Origin of the sequence: Sanguibacter sp. Z1732, from assembly GCF_051020515.1 — a bacterium.
GTDB lineage: Bacteria > Actinomycetota > Actinomycetes > Actinomycetales > Beutenbergiaceae > CALKWS01.
Window position 1 is genome coordinate 691,260 of sequence record NZ_CP194857.1, and the last position, 20,764, is coordinate 712,023.

Genomic DNA, 20,764 nt, shown 5'->3' on the forward strand with positions numbered 1-20,764 from the left:
CAGGACGGCAGAACTCGAGTCGAAGACACTCTCGATGAGAAGCTGCGCTAATGGGCGCCGCGGATTTGTCACGGACCACACGGTACCTGTAATCCCCGCCCGGAATGCGGCCATTCACCACAGTTGGGAACGATATCCGGATACGATTTGGAGGTGACGTCCAATGGTGGTGCGGCCCCGACTCCCCCGAAATCCCTCGGCCGATTCTTTTCCCTCATCCGGTACAGCATTCGGCTGGTGTGGGCTGCCGCACGCGCACCATTCTGCTGGATGGTGGCACTGCAGCTCATGGCCGGCGGGGTCCTGGCCGGCCAGGTCCTCACGATCGAGATGACCCTCAACGCGATCCTGGACATCGACCAGGGTGGCCGCCTGGCTGCGCTGCTGCTGCCGGTGGGACTGCTCGCGCTGCTCACCGCCCTTGGTGCGCTACTGGGTTCGCTGCAGGGATCACTGCGCCGCCTGGTCGGGGAAAGGGTCGCACTCAGCATGTGGCACCGTGTGCTGGAAGTCTCCACCACGGTACCCCTCAAGCAATTCGAGTCCACAGACTTCTACGACCGCTTGGAGCGGGTCCGGTCGCTCGCCCTCACACGCCCGTTCCAGGTCACCAACGGCGTGCTGGCCTGTCTGGGCGCACTGGCGGCGAGTATCGGCGTCGGTGGCGCGCTGTTCCTCATCCACCCGGCCCTCATCCCGCTGCTCGTCCTCGGCGGGATCCCGCTACTGATCACTAGTCGGCGTGAATCCCGCCTGGAGTTCAACTTCAATGTCGCCCAAACGCCCCGGAACAGGCGCCGCACCTACATCTCCTTCCTGCTCACCCAGCGCTGACGACGCCAAGGAGATCCGTGCGTTCGGGATCGGCAGGATGTTGCGCGAACGGTTCGACGGGCTGTACCGGGCGTACCTGACCGACCTGAGCCGCCACATCCGAATCCGCGCACTGTACAACGCCGCGGGCAATATCGGCTCGGCGGTGATGCTGGGACTGACCCTCTTCCTGGTCGTCTGGTTGATCTCTCGGGGCGAGGTCACCGTCGCCGGTGCCGGTGCGGCGATCGTGGCGATCCGGATGCTCGCCGGCCAGGTCCAGGCGTTCTTCGGCGGCACCCAGACCATATTCGAGTCCGGGCTATTCATCGACGACCTCGAGGAGTTCATGCGGATCGCACCGGCGCCCGAACTGCCCGGCTCGACCAGCAGCGCTCCCCCGGACTTCACCACCCTGACGGCCCGAGACGTGCACTTCACCTACCCCGGCCGCGAGGAGGCCGCCCTCAACGGCGTCACGGTAGACCTCGCCCGAGGTGAGTTGGTCGCCCTGGTCGGTGAGAACGGTTCCGGGAAGACGACGTTGGCCAAACTCATCGCGAACCTCTACCGCCCCGACAGCGGGGCCATTCTCTGGGACGGCGTCGACACCGACTCGTTCGACCAGAACCAGTTGCGCTCGCGAATGGCGGTGATCTTCCAGGACTTCGTCCGGTACGCCTTCGACGGCACTGAGAACATCGCCATCTCGAGGCCCGATCAACCACCGGATGAGGACGGTGTCCGCCACGCGGCCCGGACCGCCGGTGCCCACGACTTCCTGGAGGCGCTACCGCACGGGTTCGGGACGAACCTGTCCCGGATGTTCGACGATGGGCACGAATTGTCCGGCGGACAATGGCAACGCGTGGCGATCGCTCGGGCGTTCTATCGGGCAGCGCCGCTGATCATCCTGGACGAACCCTCCGCCGCCCTCGACCCACGCGCCGAGGCAGAGTTGTTCTCCAACCTGCGCCACACCCTGCAAGGTCGAACCGCCCTGGTCATCTCCCACCGCTTCTCCACCGTGCGCAATGCCGACCGGATCTATGTGCTCGATCAGGGGCGCGTGGTCGAGCACGGCTCACACAACGAGTTGATGCGCAACCAGGGCCTGTACGCCGAACTCTTCACGCTGCAGGCCTCGGCCTATACCGACGGCCATGCCTGAACACGTGGGCACGACCTGTGAGTGAGTACAGATGCGGCACATCCACCTGATCACCCCGGGCGACCACTTCTCCCCACGAACGGGCAGCGCCATCCCTACCGTGGTGCACGGCCTGGCGGGCGCCGCCTGCCCGACCGGAGTCCGGCCCGCGGTGCTCCTGGCGCGGGGCACCTACCCGGACCGCTACCAGAGCGCAGAGATCATCGAGTACGACCAGGCTCCTGCCCGTCGCTTCGACGGGCACCTCGACGTGATCGCCGGACGCCTCGGGGTGAGACGACCGAGTCGACGCACCTACGCTGCCTCGCTGCGTTCGCAGCGAAGGTGGGAACAGGCGACGCTCCTGGCGCACAACGCCCCGCAGGCGATCCCGCTGGTCGACGCCAGGCATCAGGCCGTGCTGTATGCCCATAACCAGCTCCTGCGCACCTACTCCCGTCGGGAGAGTGGCCGAACGCTTGACGCAGCCGCTGCCATCATTTGCGTCAGCGAACACCTTGCTCAGCAGACCACCGATCTTCTTCCGCAACACCTTCGGCCACGAGTCCGGGTAGTCCACAACGGGGTGGACACCGCGTTCTTCAGCGAGGTCAGGCACCCTCGCGCAGACCGACTGCGCGTGGGCTTCCTGGGGCGCGTGATCCCCGGTAAGGGTGTGCACGTCCTGCTGGAGGCCGTCAACTCCCTGGCCCGGCCCGACATCGAGGTCACGGTTATCGGCAGACCCGGCTTCGCGGCCGACGCTCCGCTGAGTAGGTATGAACGGAAGTTGCGGATGTTGGCGGCAGCGTCGACGGCTGCGGTGTCCTTCGCCTCGTTCCTGCCCCGGCAGACTCTGCCGGCAGCGCTCAGTGACGTGGACGTGCTCGTCGTCCCCTCGGTGTGGCCCGAGCCGTTCGGCCTCACCGCCCTCGAAGGCATGGCTTCCGGTGCGGCATTGATCGCCAGTGACGTCGGCGGGCTCCCGGAAGCGGTGGGCGCCGCCGGCATGCTCGTCCCGCCGGGCGACGTCACCTCCCTCGCTGCTGCTCTAGGCGCACTGGCTGACGACCCGGGGCTGCTCGCGAGCACCCAGGACGCCGGGGGCGATCGCGCCAGGACCATGACCTGGGCCCACTCACGCGAGCGCCTCGACAAGGTGCTGGCCGGGATCTGACCTCACACCAGAACCATGGCGGTACGGCTCCCAGCCGGCGGTCGGAATACCACACTCGGAGACGAACTGATCTGTAGGCTGGCCCCAGGTGGACCGTCCACTGGCCACAGAACGAGACGCTCATGACAATGCTGTTGATGCCTGACGGCCCCCTGGTCGTGTTCGCTGTGGGAGCACACCCGGACGACATCGAAATCGGGTGCGGAGGCGCACTCCTGACGCTTGCCGAGCGCAACACAGCCGACATTCGCACGCTCGTACTCACCGGGACCGCTGAACGCCGTGAGGAGGCAACGCACGCGGCCACCGCCTTCGGAGCTGCTCATCCTCCCCGTTTCGCAGGCCTACCCGACGCACACCTGCCACAGCACTGGGGAGAGGTGAAGGAGGCGCTGACCACATTCCGCGCCGACAACCCCACGCCGGATCTCGTACTGGTGCCACGCGCTGACGACGCACACCAAGACCATCGACTGCTGGGACGGATGGCTCCCACCGTCTGGCGCGGGCCGCTCATTCTTCACTACGAGATCCCTAAATGGGATGGAGACACCGGCCAGCCCAACCTCTACCTGCCACTTCGTCCCGATATCGCCGCGCGTAAAGTTGCTCTCCTCAACGAGTGCTACCCCTCACAACACGACTGTCACTGGTGGGACGACGAACTCTTCTTCGCGCTGATGCGGCTCCGGGGCGTCCAGGCCCAGTGTCGCTATGCCGAAGCGTTCACGGGGCCGAAGATTCTGATGTCTTTAGGAGAATGAATGACTCGACTCAGCTTCGGGATCCCCGTCTACAACGGCGAGCCCTATCTCGCACCTGCGTTGCGTTCCATTCAGGAGCAGGACATATCCGACATCCGAATCATCATCTCCGACAACGGCTCCTCCGACGGAACCCAGGCCATCTGCCGTGCGGCGGCCGCAGAGGACGACCGGATCCGGTACTACAGGTACGAACAGAATCGCGGGGGCACGTGGAACTTCCAGAACGTGGCACGGCTGTGCGACACCGAGTTGTTCAGTTGGATGGCCGCCGATGACATCAAACTCCCGGCGTTCTCCAGCGCAGCCCTTCGCGCTCTCGACAACGCGGGACCGGGCACTGTGTTCTCCTACCCCCGCACACGGCTCATCGACGGTGCGGGGACTGTTTATGAGGACCTCAACGACGCCGACCTGGGGATGGATGCGCTGAGCGCACACGAACGTGTGCGCAACATGTTGCGTGCCCAGGCCTCCCAGCCGATGTACGGCGTCATCAGGATGTCCGAACTGCGCAAGACCCGCGGGTTCCGATCGCTGCTCGGTCCCGACATCGTGCTCCTGACCGAACTGCTGTGCTTGGGCGGGATGGCCACGGCGGACGAGCAAGCATTCCTGCAGCGCCGTCATGACACCCAGGTTTCGGTACAGGGGTCCGAGGCTTCCTGGTGGTTCGCACCCGGGCAGCGCGGGCATCGTTCGTTCGCCGAAACGCGCACGAACATCGAGATCTACCGAGGCGTGCTGCACATCGACCTTCCGTTCGCCGAGAAGGTCCGAACCTGTGCCACCGTCGGGCCGTCATGGGTGTTTCCACGATGGCGGGCGATGGCCCGTGATGTGGCCAACGCCATCGGCATCAAGCCGAGCGCCGGCAGGTTGCGAGCACAGCAGGAAGCCCAGTCCGCCGCCCGCCAGACGCCAGGATCCGATGAACGCCGATCTGCATAGTCGACGAATCCGGCGCACGCGGGCACGCGAGGATGCGCCATGACCACCGGCGACGTCGAACCGGTCGAGGGTTGGCGAGATCGGTGGTCGGGCTCGCCCGAGGGGGTCGTCGTCCTCGATATCGGGGAGCAGCCGCCGTCGGATCTCTTCCCGTGGCCTACCGACCCCCTCCCCGACCCCCGGTACCCGCTCCGCATGGTCCTCGGCAGCACCAGCGGCCTGCTGCAGCTGGAGCATGACCCGACCACACCGGAGGAGATCGTGGGAGTCGAACCTGCGGCGCTGGTACGACAGGCCGAGATGTGCGTCGCCGATGCCGTCACTGCCGGTCTGATCCGCCCCGGAACCCGCGTGATCCACTACCCCAGCCCCCACGGCGGGTCATGGCATAGACAGTTGGAACCATTCGGGCTTACCGACGTGGAGACCGGCGACGCTGACCTCATCGTCGACGTGCACGGAATGATGCACGCTCCCGGACCAGAAACGGGCGTTCCTCGAACGTCGGGACCGCCTCACCGACGGAGGGGTGCTCCTGTTCATGATCCACAACGCCTCTGCCATGGTGCGCGAGGGCATGTGGAACACGCTGAAGAGCGGGCACTTTGCCTACTACACCACGCCCTCACTCGTCCGCATGGGTCACGAGATCGGACTTACGGCCATTGGTGCGTGGTCGTACCCACTATACCACCACGGAACCACGATGCTGGCATTCGCCAAAGCAGACGGACCTCTGGGTAACGCCCAGGCGACGTCAGTCACTGAGCTCGTGAGGAAAGAGGCGGAACTCGGTGTCCTCCAGCCGGGACGATTGCGATCGGCGCTCCACACGGCGTTCACCCACTCGGCGAATACGCTCCGCGCTTACCTGGATAGCGCGGAGGTTGACGGTCTGACCCTCGCAGGCTACGGCGCAGCCTCTCGCACGGCGGCGTTGCTCACCTCCGCAGGTGTGACGGTGGAGGACCTGGCGATGATCGCCGATGCCTCACCCGCTAAACACGGCCGCACAATGCCGGTCAGCCGTATCCCCATCATCGCGCCGCATGACCTTGCCGGAGCCCGGCCCGACCGTGTGCTGCTCTTCATCTCCGACCTCCTGCCCGAGGTGCGAGCGGCACTACCCGAGATCGAAGCCTCCGGCGGCCGTTGGGTCATCGTCGACCCAGTGCCGACCGATGTGCAACCTGACCGCCCTCGCTGATCAGAACCTATCGGAGGATGGGCCGGCGGATGCCGGCTGAGGTGTCAACCACGACCTCGGCGAAGTGCAGTCCGGACGTGGATCCACTCCTCCTCCAGCCGCGCCGCCGCATCGGCCACCGCAGCGGCCGCGCGCTCACGGCCGGCCGCATCAGCTATGGCGTCCTCGACCAGGTCAGCCACCTCGTTGACCTGGAAGGACTCGACGTGTCGCACCCGCTCGGGGTTACCCAGCATCGTCATGAGACTCTGCTGCTTTTGACCGTAGGCGATGCCAATGCCAACCAGCGGAGCTCCTGCCAGCGCACCCATGACGAGTGAGTGGTATCGCAGCGCCACCACCGCGCTCGCCGACGTCATCAACTCGGTCAGCCCGGCGACCGTGCCGACAGTGTCGACCCGCACGGCATCGTCTGCGAGAGAATCCCGCACGTCAACCGCAGTGCGCAGGTCGTCCTCGTCGCCGCCCACGAGCACGACGCCGTAATCGCGCCTGCGCAGTTCGCGCACCAGTTCAGTCGTGCCTCGACGGTAGGACCCTTGCACGTCCTCGTTCGTCTTCGGGTCATCGGCGAGGCCGTAGTAGGTCATCACACCCACGATGACGGTCGCCTCCCGACCACCGCCGCCCGAGCCGCTGGGAGCCCCGTCGGCCGCGAACCCGAAGGCGAGATCGGCGACGACGGGGTCGGAGTCGAGCGCTGCCCGCATCTGCCTCATCGCCCGCAGCGACTCCACGTCCCGGAACGAGCGGTAATCCGCCCATGCCGCACTCCGGCGAATGAACCAGCGAGCCATCACTCGATCCTGAACTTCCACTCCGATATTCCAGAGCAGGAACGGACGCCGACGGACCTTTGCCGCGAGAGCAAGCGCCCACAGTTCATAGGTCAGGGCGAACGGTCCTGCGCCATACCGTTCCCACGTTCCAGTGCCGGCGACCACGACTGCGTCCAGGCCGCCCAATACTTTCATCGCTCGCAGCAGCACTCCGATCCGGTTCCTCGCGAGAACAGCCAACCGAACCCACTTCGAGCCCGGTCGGGGGGCTACTACCGTGCTCAGCGCGACCGCCGGCACCCCTCGATCGGAGTGCACCCGGGCCGCGCCTTCGGCGATGACGACGACCTCGTGCTCATCGCCCAGCCGTTCCAGTGCTGCGGTGAGAGTCGCTTCATTACCGAAGTTCCCCGTGCCGAACAAGCCGGCGACGCCCACCCGCGGAGGTGGTTGCGGCCGCGTCATACCGGTGTCACGCCCGGCACGGTCACCACCGGAGACCGTTAGCCCGCTTCGTTGCCGGCGCAGACTCCCATACCGCCCACGGCCGGTCTGCCCTGCGGTTCATGTCCTCGAGGTAGGCCCGCTCCTTGAGCGTATCCATCGGTGCCCAGAATCCGTCATACGGCCGGGCACGGAACCTGCCGTCCCGCGCTGCCCGCACACAGGCATCCATGACGAGGTCCTCGCCCTCGTTGAGGTAATCGAAGATGCCCTGACGGAGCACGAAGTAACCACCGTTGATTCGCATCTGAAGGCCGCCGACGGCCTCAAGACCCGTCATCTTCCCTTCCTCGGTCATCTGCACGACGTGGAACGAATCCGGCGGGGGCACCGCCAGCAGGGTGCCGACTGCATCAGTGGTGAGGAAGTCGGTGATCATCTCGTCCAAGGGCGAGTCGGTCAACACATCCCCGTAGTTCGCCAGGAAGACCTCGTCATCGTCCAGATGAGGGCGGACGCGACGCAGCCGTTCACCGATGGCGGTGTCCATGCCGGTATCGACGAATGTGATCCGCCAGTCGCTGATATCGCTGGAGAGCAGGTTGACCTGCCGTCCGCCATGGGTCAGAACGAAGTCGTTGGACCGGGTCTCCTCGTAGTTGAGGAAGTATTCCTTCACCGCGTTTGCGCCATACCCCAGGGCGAGGATGAAGTCCTTGTGACCGAAGTGGGCGTAGTACTTCATGATGTGCCACAGCACCGGGCGAGACCCGATCGGCAACATCGGCTTGGGCTGTGACTCGGAACTGGAACGAATCCGCATGCCGAGTCCGCCACAGAACAACACGACTTTCACCATGCCTCCTTACCTTGATCGATCTCCTCGTCAGCCCGGTGGGCTCCCGGGTTCGATAACGTCGAGGTGTGGCAGGGCGACGACGAGTTTGCCACCCCAAGCAGCGACATATTCGAGTTGCGCGCTGATCTCTGCTCGCAAGTTCCACGGCATGATCACCACGTAGTCGGGGCGGGCAGATTCCAGGGCCTCAACCGGATGGACCGGAATGTGGGTTCCGGGCAGGAACCGGCCGTGCTTATACGGATTGCGGTCCACGGCAAAGGAAATGAGGTCGGAGCGCACCCCGCAATGGTTGAGCAGAGTGTTGCCCTTCCCGGGTGCACCGTAGGCGACGACGGTGCTACCTTCCCGTTCGCGGGCGATGAGGAACTCGAGGAAATCGTTGCGGACGGCGGCCACCGCAGCGGCGAAGCCACCATGCCCCGCGACGGTGTGCAGGCCAGCGGCTTCCTCGACCTCCAGCACGCGGGTCACTGCAGCGGTAGGCGTAGGGGCGTGCTCGGTCGGCGCCGACCATGTCCGCAACGAGCCACCGTGGCTCGGCAGTTCCTCGACGTCGACCACCGTCAGCCCGGCAGCGGCGAGGACCCGCTGGGTCGTCAGCAGCGAGAGGTATGAGAAGTGCTCATGGTAGATCGTGTCGTACAGGTTGTCCTCGATGAGGCGCGCCAGGTGCGGAACTTCGATGCTCACCCGGCCTTCGTCGGACAGCATCGCACGCAACCCTCTGGCGAAGTCGACGATGTCCGGCACGTGCGCGAAGACGTTGTTGGCAACGACCAGGTCAGCACGGCCGTGCTCGCGGGCAACCTGGCTGCCTGTCTCTTCGCCGAGGAAGGCCACCAGAGTGGGGATCGATCGGTCAATAGCCGCTTGCGCCACGTTCTCGGCCGGCTCGATGCCGAGGCAGCGGATCCCGCGTGCGGTGACATGTTGGAGCAGGTACCCGTCATTGCTCGCCACCTCGACCACGAACGACTCCGGACCGAGACCGAGTGTGATTGCGCTGTCGTCAACGAACCGGCGGGCATGCGCCACCCATGAGTCGGAGTACGACGAGAAATAGGCGTAGTCGGTAAAGATCTCCTCGGCAGGAACGTAGGTGGGCAACTGCACCAGTAGGCACTCGCCACAGATCCGCACGTGGAGTGGGTAAAACGTCTCGGGCTGGTCGAGTTGATCCGATCGGAGGAAATTCTCGCAGAGGGGCGACATCCCGAGATCCACGAACGTGTGATCGAGTTCCGCTCTGCACAGCCGGCAACGTGGGGCCGGCATCAGCGGGCAACTTCATTCATCCGCAATGTCGTCAGGTCGAGTTGACCGGCTTCTGCCAGTTCCTGGATACGGCGCAGACGCACGAACCTGGGACCTTGGAAGTCTTCGGAGGTCAGGCCCCGTGTCTTGGCGTCGCGCCAGATCTCGCGGATCCCGGCGGGAACGGTCCACTGTGGCTTGAACTCGGGCAGGAGACTGCGGATCTTCGTGAAATCGACCCGGTAGTTCCTCGTGTCCGGGCCAGCGTCAGCAGCGAAGGTCACAGGGGCCCCGGTTATCCGGCTCACCTGCTCGGCGATGGTACGGATCTGCACGACGTCCTCATCGCGGCCCACGTTGAAGGCTTGGTCGTGCACGAGGTCACGGGGAGCCTGCAGCACTGCCAGGAAAGCCCGGGCGATGTCCTCAGCGTGGACCAGGGGTCGCCACGGAGTCCCATCGGACTCCAGGCGCACCTCACCGCGGGTGAAGGCCGTACCCGTGAGATTGTTCACGACGATATCCGCGCGAAGCCTGGGCGAGGACCCATAAGCCGTGGCGTTGCGTAGGTAGGTCGGTGAGAAGTCATCATCGGCCAGTGGGGCGATGCCCTCCTCCGCCCGAACCTTGCTCTCGCCGTACGGGGTGACCGGACGGAACTCACCAGTCTCATCGATCGGCCCGGCACCGCCTGCCCCATAGAGCGAACATGACGATGAGAACAGGAAGCGCGCGACCCCGGCCTCCTTGGCGGTGCGAGCCATATGGATCGCACCCTCGGTATTGACGTCAAAGGTGGCGGCCGGGTTGAGGTGACCGATCGGATCATTGGAGATCGCCGCGAGGTGAACCACCGCGTCGAAGCCGCGCAACTCCGCCGGCTGAGCGTCGCGGATATCGCCGGTGCGCTGTTCATACCCCTGCGGTTGTGCCCCGAAATCGCAACCGTCGTACCAGCCGATATCGAGCCCGACAACCTCGTGTCCGGCGCGCTGGAGCAATGGCACCAGGACGGAACCAAGGTACCCGCGGTCGCCGTCGACCAGTATGCGCATCGTGCACCCTTCGCCGCGTGAGAGATCCCCTGGAGTCGAAGATACTCCTATTCAAGGCTGTCGTGTTCTGGTCCTGGGGAGATTCTGAGAAGGGGCTCGATAAGCCCGCCACATGCGAGACAAACCCCGCCAACGTGCGGGAGAATCAGCATTATGAAGGTGCTTCGCATCTCGCACAGTGCGGTCGTGGATGCATGGCGAGAACGGGAACGGGTGCTGCTCTCCCAAGGGGTCGATGTGCGGCTGGTTTCTGCCCGAGAGTGGAACGAGGGAGGGACTCAGGTACGGCTGCAGCCCAAGCCTGGCGAGAAGGTCCGGGGGTTGGCCACGTTCGGTTCTCACCCGGCCTTGTTCGTGTATGAGTTCCGCCGGTTGTGGCGCACTCTCGGCGAGGGCTGGGATCTGCTGGATATTCACGAAGAACCTTATGCACTGGCCACCGCGCAGATCTTGTTCATGCGTACGTTGCAGCGAATCCTGCCTCGTTCCCGGATGAACCCGCCATCGCCGTACATGTTGTACTCGGCGCAGAACATCGAGAAACGCTACCCCTGGCCCTTTCGGACGTTCGAAGGACGCGCTCTACGCCACGCCTCGGCTCTCTCGGTCTGTAATCGAGAGGCGGGAAGGATCCTTCGGTCAAAAGGCATGGTGGGGCGGATCGAAGTCATTCCGCTCGGAGTGGACCCGGAGATCTTTGCTCCGGGTCCATCACCCGAGGACCGGGAGGCTCCCCCGCCCGAGGAACAGGAGGCTCGCCCCCCCGATGGTGAGGCCACAGCGGGCGGTGAAGTCGTGGTGGGTTACGCCGGCCGGCTGGCCGAACACAAGGGTGTCGATGTGCTGCTGCGCGCCGCCCTGGACGACGAGCGCCTCCACCTGCGCATCGCCGGGGCCGGGCCGCTGGAGCACCAGTTGCGCACCCGAACTGCGGGCCTCGGAGACCGGGTGAGGTTTCTCGGCGCACTGAGCGGGGAGGAACTGCCCTCCTTCTACCGTTCCCTGGACATGCTCGCGGTCCCGTCCCTGCCTACCCCGGGCTGGGTCGAGCAGTTCGGACGGGTGGCCGTCGAGGCGATGGCGTGCGGCATCCCTGTTGTGGCGAGCGACACCGGAGCCTTGCCCGACGTCGTAGGAGACGCCGGGTTGCTCGTCCCTCCTGGTGATTCGCGCGCGTTGGCAGATGCCCTGGTCACGGTGGCGGACGCACCGGGCCTGGCCGAACAGCTGCGAGCCGCGGGCTCCGCGCGCGCCCGCGAGTGTGCCTGGCCGGAGGTGGCGCGCAGGTATCGCGAGTTGTACGAGCACTGCATCACGGGCCCGCAGCGCCCAACCTCAGCATCCGCTGCATCCGCGAGGGAACGGAGCGGTGAAGCGCTCCGCCCGGAGGTGGTGCTGGTGGCCTACGGCGCTCCGGACATGGTGCGCTCCGCGCTGGCCCCGCTGGTGGGACACTTTCCGCTGACCGTGGTGGACAACTCCTCGATGCCGGAAATCCGCAGCATCGCCATCGACTCCGGGGCGCGGTACCTGGATCCCGGCCGCAACGGTGGGTTCGCCGCCGGGGTGAACTACGCCCTGGACCGGCGGGACCACCCGGAGCGGGACGTGCTGCTCCTCAACCCCGACGCCATCATCTCCCCCGATGACGTCACCCTCCTGCAGCAGGCGCTGCACGCCGACCCGGAACTAGCCAGTACCGGGCCGAGCCAGGTCGATGATGACGGCGTAGCGGCCACAGTGACCTGGCCTTTCCCCTCCCCGGCCGGGGTGTGGATCCAGACAATCGGGCTCGCGCGGCTGCGTCGGGTCAGGCCCAGCAGGTCGTTCGTCATCGGCTCGGTGCTGATGTTGAAGGCCGCCGCGATCGCCCAGGTCGGGCGCTTCGACGAGCACTTCTTCCTGTACGCCGAGGAGACCGACTGGGCCTTCCGAGCTCATCGGCTGGGCTGGCGGCACGCGCTGGTACCCGCGGCCACGGCACTGCACCTGGGGGGCGGCACGAGCAGCGACCCGCATCGTCGCGACATCCACTTCCACGCCTCCCAGGAGCGCTACCTGCGCAAGCACTTCGGGGGGTGGAACTGGCAGGTCGCCCGAGCGGGGGTGCTCGCTGGTGCCCTCGCGCGTTCGATCCTCCTGCGCGGCGCTGCGGCGCAGCGTGCTCGATGGCGCCTGCGGACCTACGCGACAGGCCCGGTCCGGGCGGAGGCATCGTTGTGATCGTTCGTTCCACTGGCTGGCTGGTCATGACCGGGGTCGGTGCTGTCCTGTTGCTGGTGATCGGGTTCCTGGTGCCGGGAAACTCACTCATGGCGATCGGCATGGCGGCGCTGGTCCTGCTGATCGGGCTGACGGCACGTCAGCCGGCGACCCTGCCGATCCTGGCGATGCCGGCCTCGGTGATCATCCAGCGGGTCGGTGGCGGGGGTGTGGACCTGTCGGTGTCCGACTTCGCGCTGTTCGGAGCCTTCTGGGCCGCTCTGTTCCTCGCGCCACGGCCGTTCTCCAGGCCGATGCGCTCGATGCTGTGGATCTCGGGCATCTACCAGGTGTCCACCCTGTTCACGGTCATCGCCAACCCGTTCCTGGCCAACACGGTCGAGTGGTTCCACGCATGGCTCTTGGTCGGCGGTGCCCTGGTGGTGGGATGGGCGGTGGGGCGGGCCGGCCGCGCACGCCTCGGGCTGACGCTGTTCCTACTCCCGTGCATCGCGATTGCGGTCATGACCCTCATCACCGCGGGGCAACAATTCGGGACCGGCTACGCCGGTGTCTACCTCTTCGACATGCACAAGAACTTCATCGGCACGGTCCTCGCGTTCGCGGCTCTGGTCACCTATATCAATCCCCGCTGGCTGGACTGGCCCCACCGGCTCGCACAGGGAACCTTCCTGCTGTTGGCGCTGGGGGTCTTCGCCTCCGGGGCCCGTCAGGCGCTCATCGGCCTCGCGGCGGCCATCCTCGTTGTCATCCTGCGGCCGGACCCGGAGCGCAGACGGTCCAAGGTGGTCCTGCTGGCCATCATCCCGGCCATCTTCTACGTCGGGGGCGCGGCGCACGAGCAACTCACCGAGGACAACCCCTTCAACTCCGCGTTCCAACGGCTCGCCTGGTACGACGACGCGATCGAGGTGTGGCGGCGCAGCCCGTGGGTCGGGATGGGGCTGCGGTACTGGACAGCGGGGCGGACGGAGTTCGGTTTCCAGCCCCCGAACGCCGAACTCGAGATGCTCGCCTCCGCCGGTGTGATCGGCCTGGCCGGCTTCCTCGTGCTGTTCGGCGCCAGCCTGGTCGTGCTCTGGCGTATCGACCCCCGCTTCGGCACCCTCGCCTTCACGATGGTGCTGATGCGCTTCGTGCAGGGGCAGTTCGACCTGTTCTGGGTCTCCGTCCAGGCCTCCGTGCCGTTCCTGATCGTCGGTGTCTGTCTGGGGGCGCATGCCTACGCGCAAGCACAGCAGGACCGCGCAGCCGAGGTCGGCCGTCCGCCTCCCGTGAGTGTCCGGCCGGCGACTGATGAGGGACCTGCGGTGAGCAAAGCAGCGACGCGGTGAGGGTGCTGCACGCCATTCGGTCCGGCGCGTTCGCCGGGGTGGAGCGTCACGTCGCCGGACTAGCCCGGGCTCAAGCCCGAGCCGGACACGATGTGGCGATCATCGGAGGACGGCAACAGTCCATGCGTGCGGAGGTGGTCGGACACGCGGTGCGGCTTTGGCCCGGTGAGACCACCCTGGAGGTGGTGCGCCGGTTACGTCGGGCAGCACCCGGTGCCGACATCGTGCACGTGCACATGACCGCCGCCGAGATCGCCGTGACTCTCGCCGCTGTCGGCCGGCGCCACTTCCCTCCCGTGGTGACCACGCGCCATTTCGCCAGGACTCGGGGCAGCGGCGTGGGGAAAGCACTGCGGGCGGCCCTGGCCAGCCGGCGGCTGAGTGCTCAGATATCGGTCAGCGGCTACGTGGCCGAGCATGTCGACGGGGCCAGCGTGGTGGTGTATCCGGGCATCCCGTCGGGACCGGAGATTCGGCCCGCGCGTGACCGCGAAGCCGTGGTCCTCATCGCCCAGCGGCTGGAGGCCGAGAAACGAACCGATCTGGGAGTACGCGCCTTCGCTGCCTCCGGGCTTGCGCGGGCCGGGTGGTCACTGCAGATCGCTGGTGACGGCTCCCAGCGGACGGCGCTGGAGGACATGGTCAGCAACCTCGGCCTGACCTCGCAGGTTCAGTTCCTGGGTCACCTCGACGACGTTCCCGGCCGGATGGCCAGCGCCGGCATGTTGCTGGCCCCCTGCGCCATCGAAGGTCTGGGCCTCAGCGTGCTGGAGGCGATGGTCCACGGGCTGCCGGTGGTCGCGGCCGGATCCGGCGGGCATCGTGAGTTGCTCTCCGGCCTGGATCCGCTGGGCCTGTACCCACCGACGGATCCACGCGCAGCGGGTGAGTCCTTGGCGGCGCTGGCGGCCGACCCGGCGCGGCGGGACGCATACGCAGCCGCCGCCCGCTCGGCCCAACGGGAGCGATTCAACCCGGCAGCACAGTCCCGGGCCACCGAGGACGTGTACCGGTCGGTCCTGCACGGTTCCTCACCGAGCCCGGAACTCGTCGTGATCTCACTTGAGGCATGGGATGAGATCTGGCGCCGCAACCAGTACCTGCTCGCCGAGCTGGTGCGTGCCGACCCCGGCCTGCGCGTGCTCTTCGTGGAGCCGCCTGCCGACCCGTTGTTCCAACTCTCCCGGAGGCGACTTCCCCGGTGGGGAGCCGGGTTGCGCCCGCTGCAGGGGGCCACGGACGACCAGAGGGGTGGCGGAGTTCTGCTGTTCCAACCGACGAAGGTGTTACCGCGCAGAATTGACCGGCACGCTGACCAGCGGCTCGCGAAAGCCGTGCAGCGGGCCAGCCACCGGGCAGGGTTTCGCAGCCCGATGCTGTGGCTCAACGACCCGGCTGCCTCCGCGATGATCACGAGCACGCCCTGGCCATCGCTGTACGACATCACCGACGACTGGCTGGCCGCCGACCGGGACGCCGCCGAGCACGAGCGGCTCGTCGCCAGTGAGCAGATCCTGCTGGCTCGTTGCGAGGAGGTCACCGTATGCTCCGCGCACCTGGCCCGGACCAAGGGAGAGCAACGACCGGTCACGCTCATCACCAACGCTGTGGATCTGGACCGGTACCGCCGGCCCCAGCCGCGCCCAGACGACCTCCCGGCCGGACCGGTCGCCCTTTACCTGGGCACGGTGCACCCGGACCGCTTCGATGTACCACTGGCTACGCGAACGGCTCGTGCGGTCGGGAAATCAGCCACGCTGGTGCTGGTTGGACCGATAGTGGACATCAGCGCCGCCGAACGATCCCGGTTGGAGCAGGCCGGGGGCGTCGTCCTCGGCGGACGACCGTGGCGCTCGGTACCGGCCTATCTGCAGCACGCCGACGTGCTCTTGGTTCCGCACCTCGTGAACGAGTTCACCGACAGCCTGGATCCGATCAAGTTCTATGAGTACCGCGCTGTCGGTCGCCCGATCGTGGCCACACCTGTCGCGGTGTTCCGGGACAGCGAGGACCCTCTGATCACCGCAGTGGACGCCCACCACTTCCCGCAGGCGGTCGCCCGTCTCCTGGGACGTCAGCACCCGCCCGCGGACCCGCCCGCGGACCCGCCCGCCGGAGTCCCGACCTGGCGGGATCAGGCGATCCTCATGGGTGAGGTCATCGCACGTTTGCGGCGGCACGGCGCCACGTCGCAGTGACCGTGGCGGCCGTCCGGTCCACCGAGAACCGCTCCCGGGCCGACGCCCATGCCTGCTCCGCCCTCCTCGCCGCAGCGTCGGGATCGGCCAGCACTTCGCTGATCCCCCGGGCCAGGTCCGCCACATCCCCCGGTTCTACCAGGACGCCGAGCGTCTGACCGTCGTCCCGCAGGATCTCCGGCACACCGCCGGCACGGGTGGCCACCACCGGCACGCCCCGGATCATCGCCTCGACGACCACCTGCCCGAAGGGCTCAGGAACCGGCGAGGCGTGCACGAAGGCGTCCAGTGCGTCCAACTGCGGGCCGACGTCATCGGTGAAGTCCAGCCACGCGATCCGGTCGCCCAAGTCTTCGGCATGGCGGCGCACCTGCTCGGCGTAGTGCTGCGCACCGAACATCGGCGCGCCGACGATCCGGAGTTGCACATCGGGATACTCCTCGAGCACCAGGCGGCCGGCAGCCACGAACTCGGCTTGACCCTTGGTCGGACTGATCCGTCCGATCATCCCCACCACCCGGCCGTCGGACCTCCGGTGCGGTGCTGCCAGGACTTGGGCCTCCTCGAAGCCGGGGTAAGCGAGGACCACCGGCACCCCTGGGAGGGTCCGCGCCGTAGCCCGGGAGTTTACGATCACCGCGGCGGGCACCCGGGAGAGCAGGCGGACCAGCCGCACCATCACCACCGGTAGGTAGTCGGGGCTGATCCGGTCATGCACGTGCCACACCAGCGGCCGCCGGGTCAGCATGGCCACCACGATGCCGATCAGGTCGGACTTGAGCGAGGTGGTGTAGATCAAGTCCGGTCGCAGCCGCCGCACCCGCCTGGTCAACCGGACGGTGAAGCGGGCGGCCTGCACCGCCGTCCGCGGCCACCGGGAGAACCGCCCGGTGCTGACCCGGTCGAGTTGACCGAGCGCGGGTGGCACCGGCTCGGTCCCCACCGGGATACCGGTGCGCCGAATGCGCTGTTGAAGCGGGCCGTCCTCGAACAGTAGAACCCGTGGATCGACGACCTTGCGGTCCAGTACCTTGCACAGGCGTTCCAGCGCCAACTCTGCCCCGCCGAGGCTGGCGGTATGGTCCAGGACCAGCACCCGCAGCGGCCGGTCTCCTCCACTGGGGGCCTCGGGGGCACCCGTGCTCATGACCGCCCGGCCGGGCTACCCACCCCGCTTTGAACCTCCCGTCGCGACACGCCCTTCGACGGCACTGTCACGTCGGCCGCCGAGGGCGGGCTACTCGGTGTCGCGGGGTTCTCGGGCCTCGTTGCGGTCGCGGCCGGGGGGGCCGACCCGGCCGGGCCGGGCCCCGGCGCCTGCGCTTTCGCAGCGACCTGATCGGCCCCAGCGGTCTTCACAGTGGTCCGCTCGGTTCCGGCGACCTGCACGGCGGCTTCGGTGGTCCCAACCGTCCCCGCCTGTGGGTGCTCGCTGCGACGGCGGCGAGAGAACAATCGGCGCAACTTCCCGCCACGTCCCGTCAGTTCATCGCTGCCGTAGGTGGACGCATACAGAATCCGGCGGTCCCGGGCCACGCCGACCAGCGCGATGCCTACTAACGGAACCTGATTCGTTCGCAACCGGTCCACCGCCTCTGTCAGGGCATTCCGTTCGGTCTTCCCCGCCGTTGCCACCAGCACCACACCGCTGGCGTACTGGCCCAGAATCGTCGCATCGGCCGCCGCCAGTACCGGAGGTGCATCGATCACGAGCACCTCACAGGCGCTGCGCAACTCCTCGATCATCGCCCGGACCCCGTCGGTGGCCAGATAGTCCGCCGGGTCGAGTCGCTGCAGCGGCAGTGTTCGCACCGAGAGATTCGCGATCTCACTACGCTGTGGGTCCGATTCGCTGCTGGCGCCGACCGATTGGAAGAGTCGATCGAAGTCAGGCTGGCGCAGGTCGCCGGACAGCGCAATCGTGCTGCGGCCACTCAGGGCGAAGGATGCCGCCAGGTTCGCCGCGCCGAACGAGCGCGAACCGTGGCCGTCGACCGCGGTCACCACCACAACCTGATGCTGCTCCGATGGCATGGTGACCGCGACGGCGGTGCGCAGTTCCCGGATCGACTCGGTGAACGGGGTGGCCACATGCCGTGTCACCGGGAGCATGCGGGTGGCACGGAAGTCCCTGGTCGCCTGACGCAGACCGTAGATGTGCGCCAGCACCGGTGCGCCCGCTAGTTCGGCGACCTCGCCATCGATACGGAGGCGTTGGTCGAGACTCCGACGCAAGAAGGCCAAGCCCACCCCCGCCACCAGCCCGCCGAGCCCCGCCAGGGCGATCACCTGGACATCGGGCATGCCCTGAGGAGCGGCGGACTCGGCCGGACTGGTGATGACAGCCAACTCCGGGGTCGCCTGCAGGGTGTTCAATCGAACCGACAGGGCCGTGTACTCCTCCACGATCAGGTTCTGCTCTGCCAGGGCCAGGGCATCGTCCTCATTGACGTTGAGACGGTCGGTCACGTCGGTCAGTTGCTCGGAGAGCGCCTCCTGCCGTTCCTCGACATACTCGATCTCAGCAGTCCGATACCCGGCGAGATTGTCGATATAGGCCTGGGCGAACGCATCGGCTATTTCCATCGCCTGCTCCGGGCTGAACCCCTCAGCCGTGACGTCCACCATGGGACCGAACTGTTCCGCGGAGACCATCGAGGCCAGCAACGTCGGCGGTGCTGAACTGTCCAGCAGTGTCGCGGCCGCCTCGGCCACAGAACTCGAGCGGAAACTGGCGCTGACATCACCTTCTGAGCCCGCACCAGCCGAGGTCCCCTCGCTCAGTTCAGTTGCCAGGTCCTCCTGCAACTCGAGCCTTGTCACGGACTCGAACATCGGCATCTGACGGTCAAGGTAGAACCAGGCGCCAGTCAGGGCAACGACCATGGCGAGTAGCACCAGGTACCACCCAGCCCGAATAACCCGGCCGAACTCGCGTAGTGTCATCCGGGGCCTCCTCAGGCTGCCCGGGGCCGCTTCGCCCCCGAAGAGTCAACGCATTCCAGCGTCACGGTGCGCAGCCGGGAGATGAACCGGTCGAGCCCGAACCCCGCGACATGCGCTCTGATCACCTCAGTATCCCACGTTTGGGCTGTGACATCAGCCACAGCAACTGCAATCTTTTCGGCTTCCGGAGCGGCGAAGAATACTCCGGTGACGCCATCGATCACGGTGTCCAGGTAGCCACCGTCGCCCAGAACTACCGAGGGCTTGCCGAATGCCCCGGCTTCCAGGGGCGACAGCCCGTAGTCCTCGTAGGAGGAAGCAACCAGCGCACCGGCGCCCTGATAGAGCCAGCGCAGTTCGGCGTCCGCAACCCGGCCAAGCAGCACCACACGCCCCGCACCGGAGGCGTTGACCTGCTCGGCCATACTCTGCAGTCGCATCCGGTCCGGCCCGTCACCCACGATGACCAGAGTCTGGCCATCGAGCAATCCCATCGCCTCGACCAGGACGTCGACGTTCTTGTACGGCAGCAGACGCGCGACACATAACAGGAAGCCCGGGTCCAGATCCGCCACCGGCTGCACCTCGCCGCCGGGCAGCATTGCCGGTGGAGGTGGCAGCACCTCTGCTTCGATCCCGTAGGCCTCGCGGATCGCTCGGGCGGTGACGGTGGAGTTCGCCAGATACACGTCGGCCCGGTCCGCGGCCCTGCGGTCCCACCCGCGCAGTGCCGGCGTAAGCGCGGTCAGCGCTCCGCTCGCCAGGACCCGGCGGGCGCGGTTGGCCAGGCCTGCTCCGTCCCGACCGCTGAGGTAGCGGGAGCGCTGATAGAGCCAACGGGCGGGGGCGTGGCAGTAGACGACGGTGCGCTCCGCACCACGGTAGCCGTGCGCCCAGCCGGTGGAACTGGTCAGCAGGACGTCGGCCCGCACGCGTTGCGCGGAGACAGCCGGCGCCAGCAGCGGCAACGCCAGGCGGTGGTGCCGGCGAAGGACTCCGATCCTGTTCAATCCGGTGGTTCGCAAATCCAGCGCGCCGAACTCCGGGAAGGTCCCCTCTGGGTCGTACAGCGTGGTGTACATCGGAGCATCCGGAAATGCCTGAGCGAGCCACAATGCCACCCGCTCGGCTCCGCCGCGCTGGGTGGCGTAATCATGGGCGAGGGCCACCGGCACACTCATCGGGCACACCCCTTCAGTGTTGACGAACTCGTCCGTGACGCCCCGGCACATGGCAGCGAGGCAACGACCAGCAGCGCCCTGGGTCCACCCGCTCGTGCGGGCGATTGCCGTGGCATGGCCACGTGGTGCACGTGGTTGCCGCACATGTCATCGCCCCCGAACACGACGACTACCTCAGCTGCATGGTCGCCGCGGTACGCCTGGCGCCATGCGCTGGTCTGGCGGGGAATGGGCGAACGTGGCTCGGCGTCGTTCGAGCCGGCAGGAGGAAGTGCGCCCCCGACGGGGGTCCGGGAGCGCACTCCCTCCAGCCGGCGCGAACGGGGCGGAAGCGACGGAACTGACGTTTGTTCGTCTGACCCGCCCGCTCGTGCCGACAAGCGGAGGTACGCCCCCGTCGGGGGTCCGAGGGCGCACCTCCTCCAG

At 66.9% G+C, this 20,764-nt stretch carries 16 protein-coding genes; 9 read left to right on the forward strand and 7 right to left on the reverse strand.

Going from position 1 to position 20,764, the window contains the following annotated elements; all coding sequences use genetic code 11:
- The first annotated feature begins 270 nt into the window (after positions 1-270).
- The 6 genes from ACRRRO_RS03830 (at position 271) to ACRRRO_RS03855 (ending at position 6,062) form a co-directional block, all read left to right on the forward strand.
- On the forward strand, positions 271-834 hold the full coding sequence (locus ACRRRO_RS03830) for a hypothetical protein (RefSeq protein ID WP_434081095.1): 564 nt from the start codon (positions 271-273) through the stop codon (positions 832-834).
- Entirely contained in the window at positions 770-1,984 is a 1,215-nt protein-coding gene (locus ACRRRO_RS03835; protein WP_434081096.1) for an ABC transporter ATP-binding protein, read from the forward strand. The genes ACRRRO_RS03830 and ACRRRO_RS03835 overlap by 65 nt, the downstream gene beginning before the upstream one ends.
- Positions 1,985-2,015: 31 nt before the next feature.
- Entirely contained in the window at positions 2,016-3,140 is a 1,125-nt protein-coding gene (locus ACRRRO_RS03840) for a glycosyltransferase family 4 protein (protein WP_424796447.1), read from the forward strand.
- Positions 3,141-3,262: 122 nt separating this feature from the next.
- The gene (locus ACRRRO_RS03845; RefSeq protein WP_424796448.1) at positions 3,263-3,904 is read left to right on the forward strand and encodes a PIG-L deacetylase family protein; all 642 of its coding nucleotides are present in this window, start codon (positions 3,263-3,265) and stop codon (positions 3,902-3,904) included.
- Positions 3,905-4,855 carry a glycosyltransferase family 2 protein gene (locus ACRRRO_RS03850; RefSeq protein WP_424796449.1) on the forward strand — a complete coding sequence of 317 codons (951 nt, stop codon included), beginning with the start codon at positions 3,905-3,907 and terminating at the stop codon, positions 4,853-4,855.
- A gap of 529 nt (positions 4,856-5,384) precedes the next feature.
- Positions 5,385-6,062, forward strand: a complete 678-nt coding sequence (locus tag ACRRRO_RS03855; RefSeq protein ID WP_434081097.1) for a hypothetical protein — start codon at positions 5,385-5,387, stop codon at positions 6,060-6,062.
- Between the two features lie 44 nt (positions 6,063-6,106).
- On the opposite strand, the gene ACRRRO_RS03860 is transcribed toward ACRRRO_RS03855, so the two are convergent.
- Genes ACRRRO_RS03860 through ACRRRO_RS03875 form a run of 4 tightly spaced genes read right to left on the reverse strand, consistent with a single transcriptional unit; the run spans position 6,107 to position 10,456 of the window.
- On the reverse strand, positions 6,107-7,279 hold the full coding sequence (locus tag ACRRRO_RS03860; protein WP_434081098.1) for a polysaccharide pyruvyl transferase family protein: 1,173 nt from the start codon (positions 7,277-7,279) through the stop codon (positions 6,107-6,109).
- 49 nt (positions 7,280-7,328) lie between these two features.
- Positions 7,329-8,144 carry a sugar phosphate nucleotidyltransferase gene (locus ACRRRO_RS03865; protein WP_434081099.1) on the reverse strand — a complete coding sequence of 272 codons (816 nt, stop codon included), beginning with the start codon at positions 8,142-8,144 and terminating at the stop codon, positions 7,329-7,331.
- Between the two features lie 27 nt (positions 8,145-8,171).
- Positions 8,172-9,422 carry a class I SAM-dependent methyltransferase gene (locus ACRRRO_RS03870; protein WP_424796453.1) on the reverse strand — a complete coding sequence of 417 codons (1,251 nt, stop codon included), beginning with the start codon at positions 9,420-9,422 and terminating at the stop codon, positions 8,172-8,174.
- Entirely contained in the window at positions 9,422-10,456 is a 1,035-nt protein-coding gene (locus ACRRRO_RS03875; protein ID WP_424796454.1) for an NAD-dependent epimerase/dehydratase family protein, read from the reverse strand. Before ACRRRO_RS03875 ends, ACRRRO_RS03870 begins: the two co-directional genes overlap by 1 nt.
- A gap of 153 nt (positions 10,457-10,609) precedes the next feature.
- Between ACRRRO_RS03875 and ACRRRO_RS03880 the strand changes: the two genes are divergently transcribed.
- The 3 genes from ACRRRO_RS03880 to ACRRRO_RS03890 are packed head-to-tail and all read left to right on the forward strand — an operon-like array spanning position 10,610 to position 16,211.
- Entirely contained in the window at positions 10,610-12,679 is a 2,070-nt protein-coding gene (locus ACRRRO_RS03880) for a glycosyltransferase (RefSeq protein WP_434081100.1), read from the forward strand.
- A 26-nt stretch (positions 12,680-12,705) separates the two neighbouring features.
- Positions 12,706-14,013 carry an O-antigen ligase family protein gene (locus ACRRRO_RS03885; RefSeq protein ID WP_424796456.1) on the forward strand — a complete coding sequence of 436 codons (1,308 nt, stop codon included), beginning with the start codon at positions 12,706-12,708 and terminating at the stop codon, positions 14,011-14,013.
- A complete protein-coding gene (locus ACRRRO_RS03890; protein WP_434081101.1) occupies positions 14,010-16,211 on the forward strand; it encodes a glycosyltransferase family 4 protein in 2,202 nt (733 codons plus the stop codon). Before ACRRRO_RS03885 ends, ACRRRO_RS03890 begins: the two co-directional genes overlap by 4 nt.
- On the opposite strand, the gene ACRRRO_RS03895 is transcribed toward ACRRRO_RS03890, so the two are convergent.
- Genes ACRRRO_RS03895 through ACRRRO_RS03905 form a run of 3 tightly spaced genes read right to left on the reverse strand, consistent with a single transcriptional unit; the run spans position 16,171 to position 20,338 of the window.
- A complete protein-coding gene (locus ACRRRO_RS03895) occupies positions 16,171-17,358 on the reverse strand; it encodes a glycosyltransferase family 4 protein (protein ID WP_424796458.1) in 1,188 nt (395 codons plus the stop codon). The genes ACRRRO_RS03890 and ACRRRO_RS03895 overlap by 41 nt on opposite strands.
- Positions 17,355-19,157 carry a hypothetical protein gene (locus ACRRRO_RS03900; RefSeq protein WP_424796459.1) on the reverse strand — a complete coding sequence of 601 codons (1,803 nt, stop codon included), beginning with the start codon at positions 19,155-19,157 and terminating at the stop codon, positions 17,355-17,357. Before ACRRRO_RS03900 ends, ACRRRO_RS03895 begins: the two co-directional genes overlap by 4 nt.
- Positions 19,158-19,168: 11 nt before the next feature.
- Complete coding sequence (locus tag ACRRRO_RS03905; protein ID WP_424796460.1) at positions 19,169-20,338, reverse strand: glycosyltransferase; 1,170 nt, start codon at positions 20,336-20,338, stop codon at positions 19,169-19,171.
- Positions 20,339-20,764 lie beyond the last annotated feature (426 nt).

Coding starts and splice junctions, on each gene's coding strand:
- ACRRRO_RS03830 (WP_434081095.1), top strand. CDS start 271: ATGGTGGCACTGCAGCTCATGGCCGGCGGGGTCCTGGCCGGCCAGGTC.
- ACRRRO_RS03835 (WP_434081096.1), top strand. CDS start 770: ATGTCGCCCAAACGCCCCGGAACAGGCGCCGCACCTACATCTCCTTCC.
- ACRRRO_RS03840 (WP_424796447.1), top strand. CDS start 2,016: ATGCGGCACATCCACCTGATCACCCCGGGCGACCACTTCTCCCCACGA.
- ACRRRO_RS03845 (WP_424796448.1), top strand. CDS start 3,263: ATGACAATGCTGTTGATGCCTGACGGCCCCCTGGTCGTGTTCGCTGTG.
- ACRRRO_RS03850 (WP_424796449.1), top strand. CDS start 3,905: ATGACTCGACTCAGCTTCGGGATCCCCGTCTACAACGGCGAGCCCTAT.
- ACRRRO_RS03865 (WP_434081099.1), bottom strand. CDS start 8,144: ATGGTGAAAGTCGTGTTGTTCTGTGGCGGACTCGGCATGCGGATTCGT.
- ACRRRO_RS03870 (WP_424796453.1), bottom strand. CDS start 9,422: ATGCCGGCCCCACGTTGCCGGCTGTGCAGAGCGGAACTCGATCACACG.
- ACRRRO_RS03875 (WP_424796454.1), bottom strand. CDS start 10,456: ATGCGCATACTGGTCGACGGCGACCGCGGGTACCTTGGTTCCGTCCTG.
- ACRRRO_RS03880 (WP_434081100.1), top strand. CDS start 10,610: ATGAAGGTGCTTCGCATCTCGCACAGTGCGGTCGTGGATGCATGGCGA.
- ACRRRO_RS03885 (WP_424796456.1), top strand. CDS start 12,706: ATGACCGGGGTCGGTGCTGTCCTGTTGCTGGTGATCGGGTTCCTGGTG.
- ACRRRO_RS03895 (WP_424796458.1), bottom strand. CDS start 17,358: ATGAGCACGGGTGCCCCCGAGGCCCCCAGTGGAGGAGACCGGCCGCTG.
- ACRRRO_RS03900 (WP_424796459.1), bottom strand. CDS start 19,157: ATGACACTACGCGAGTTCGGCCGGGTTATTCGGGCTGGGTGGTACCTG.
- ACRRRO_RS03905 (WP_424796460.1), bottom strand. CDS start 20,338: ATGAGTGTGCCGGTGGCCCTCGCCCATGATTACGCCACCCAGCGCGGC.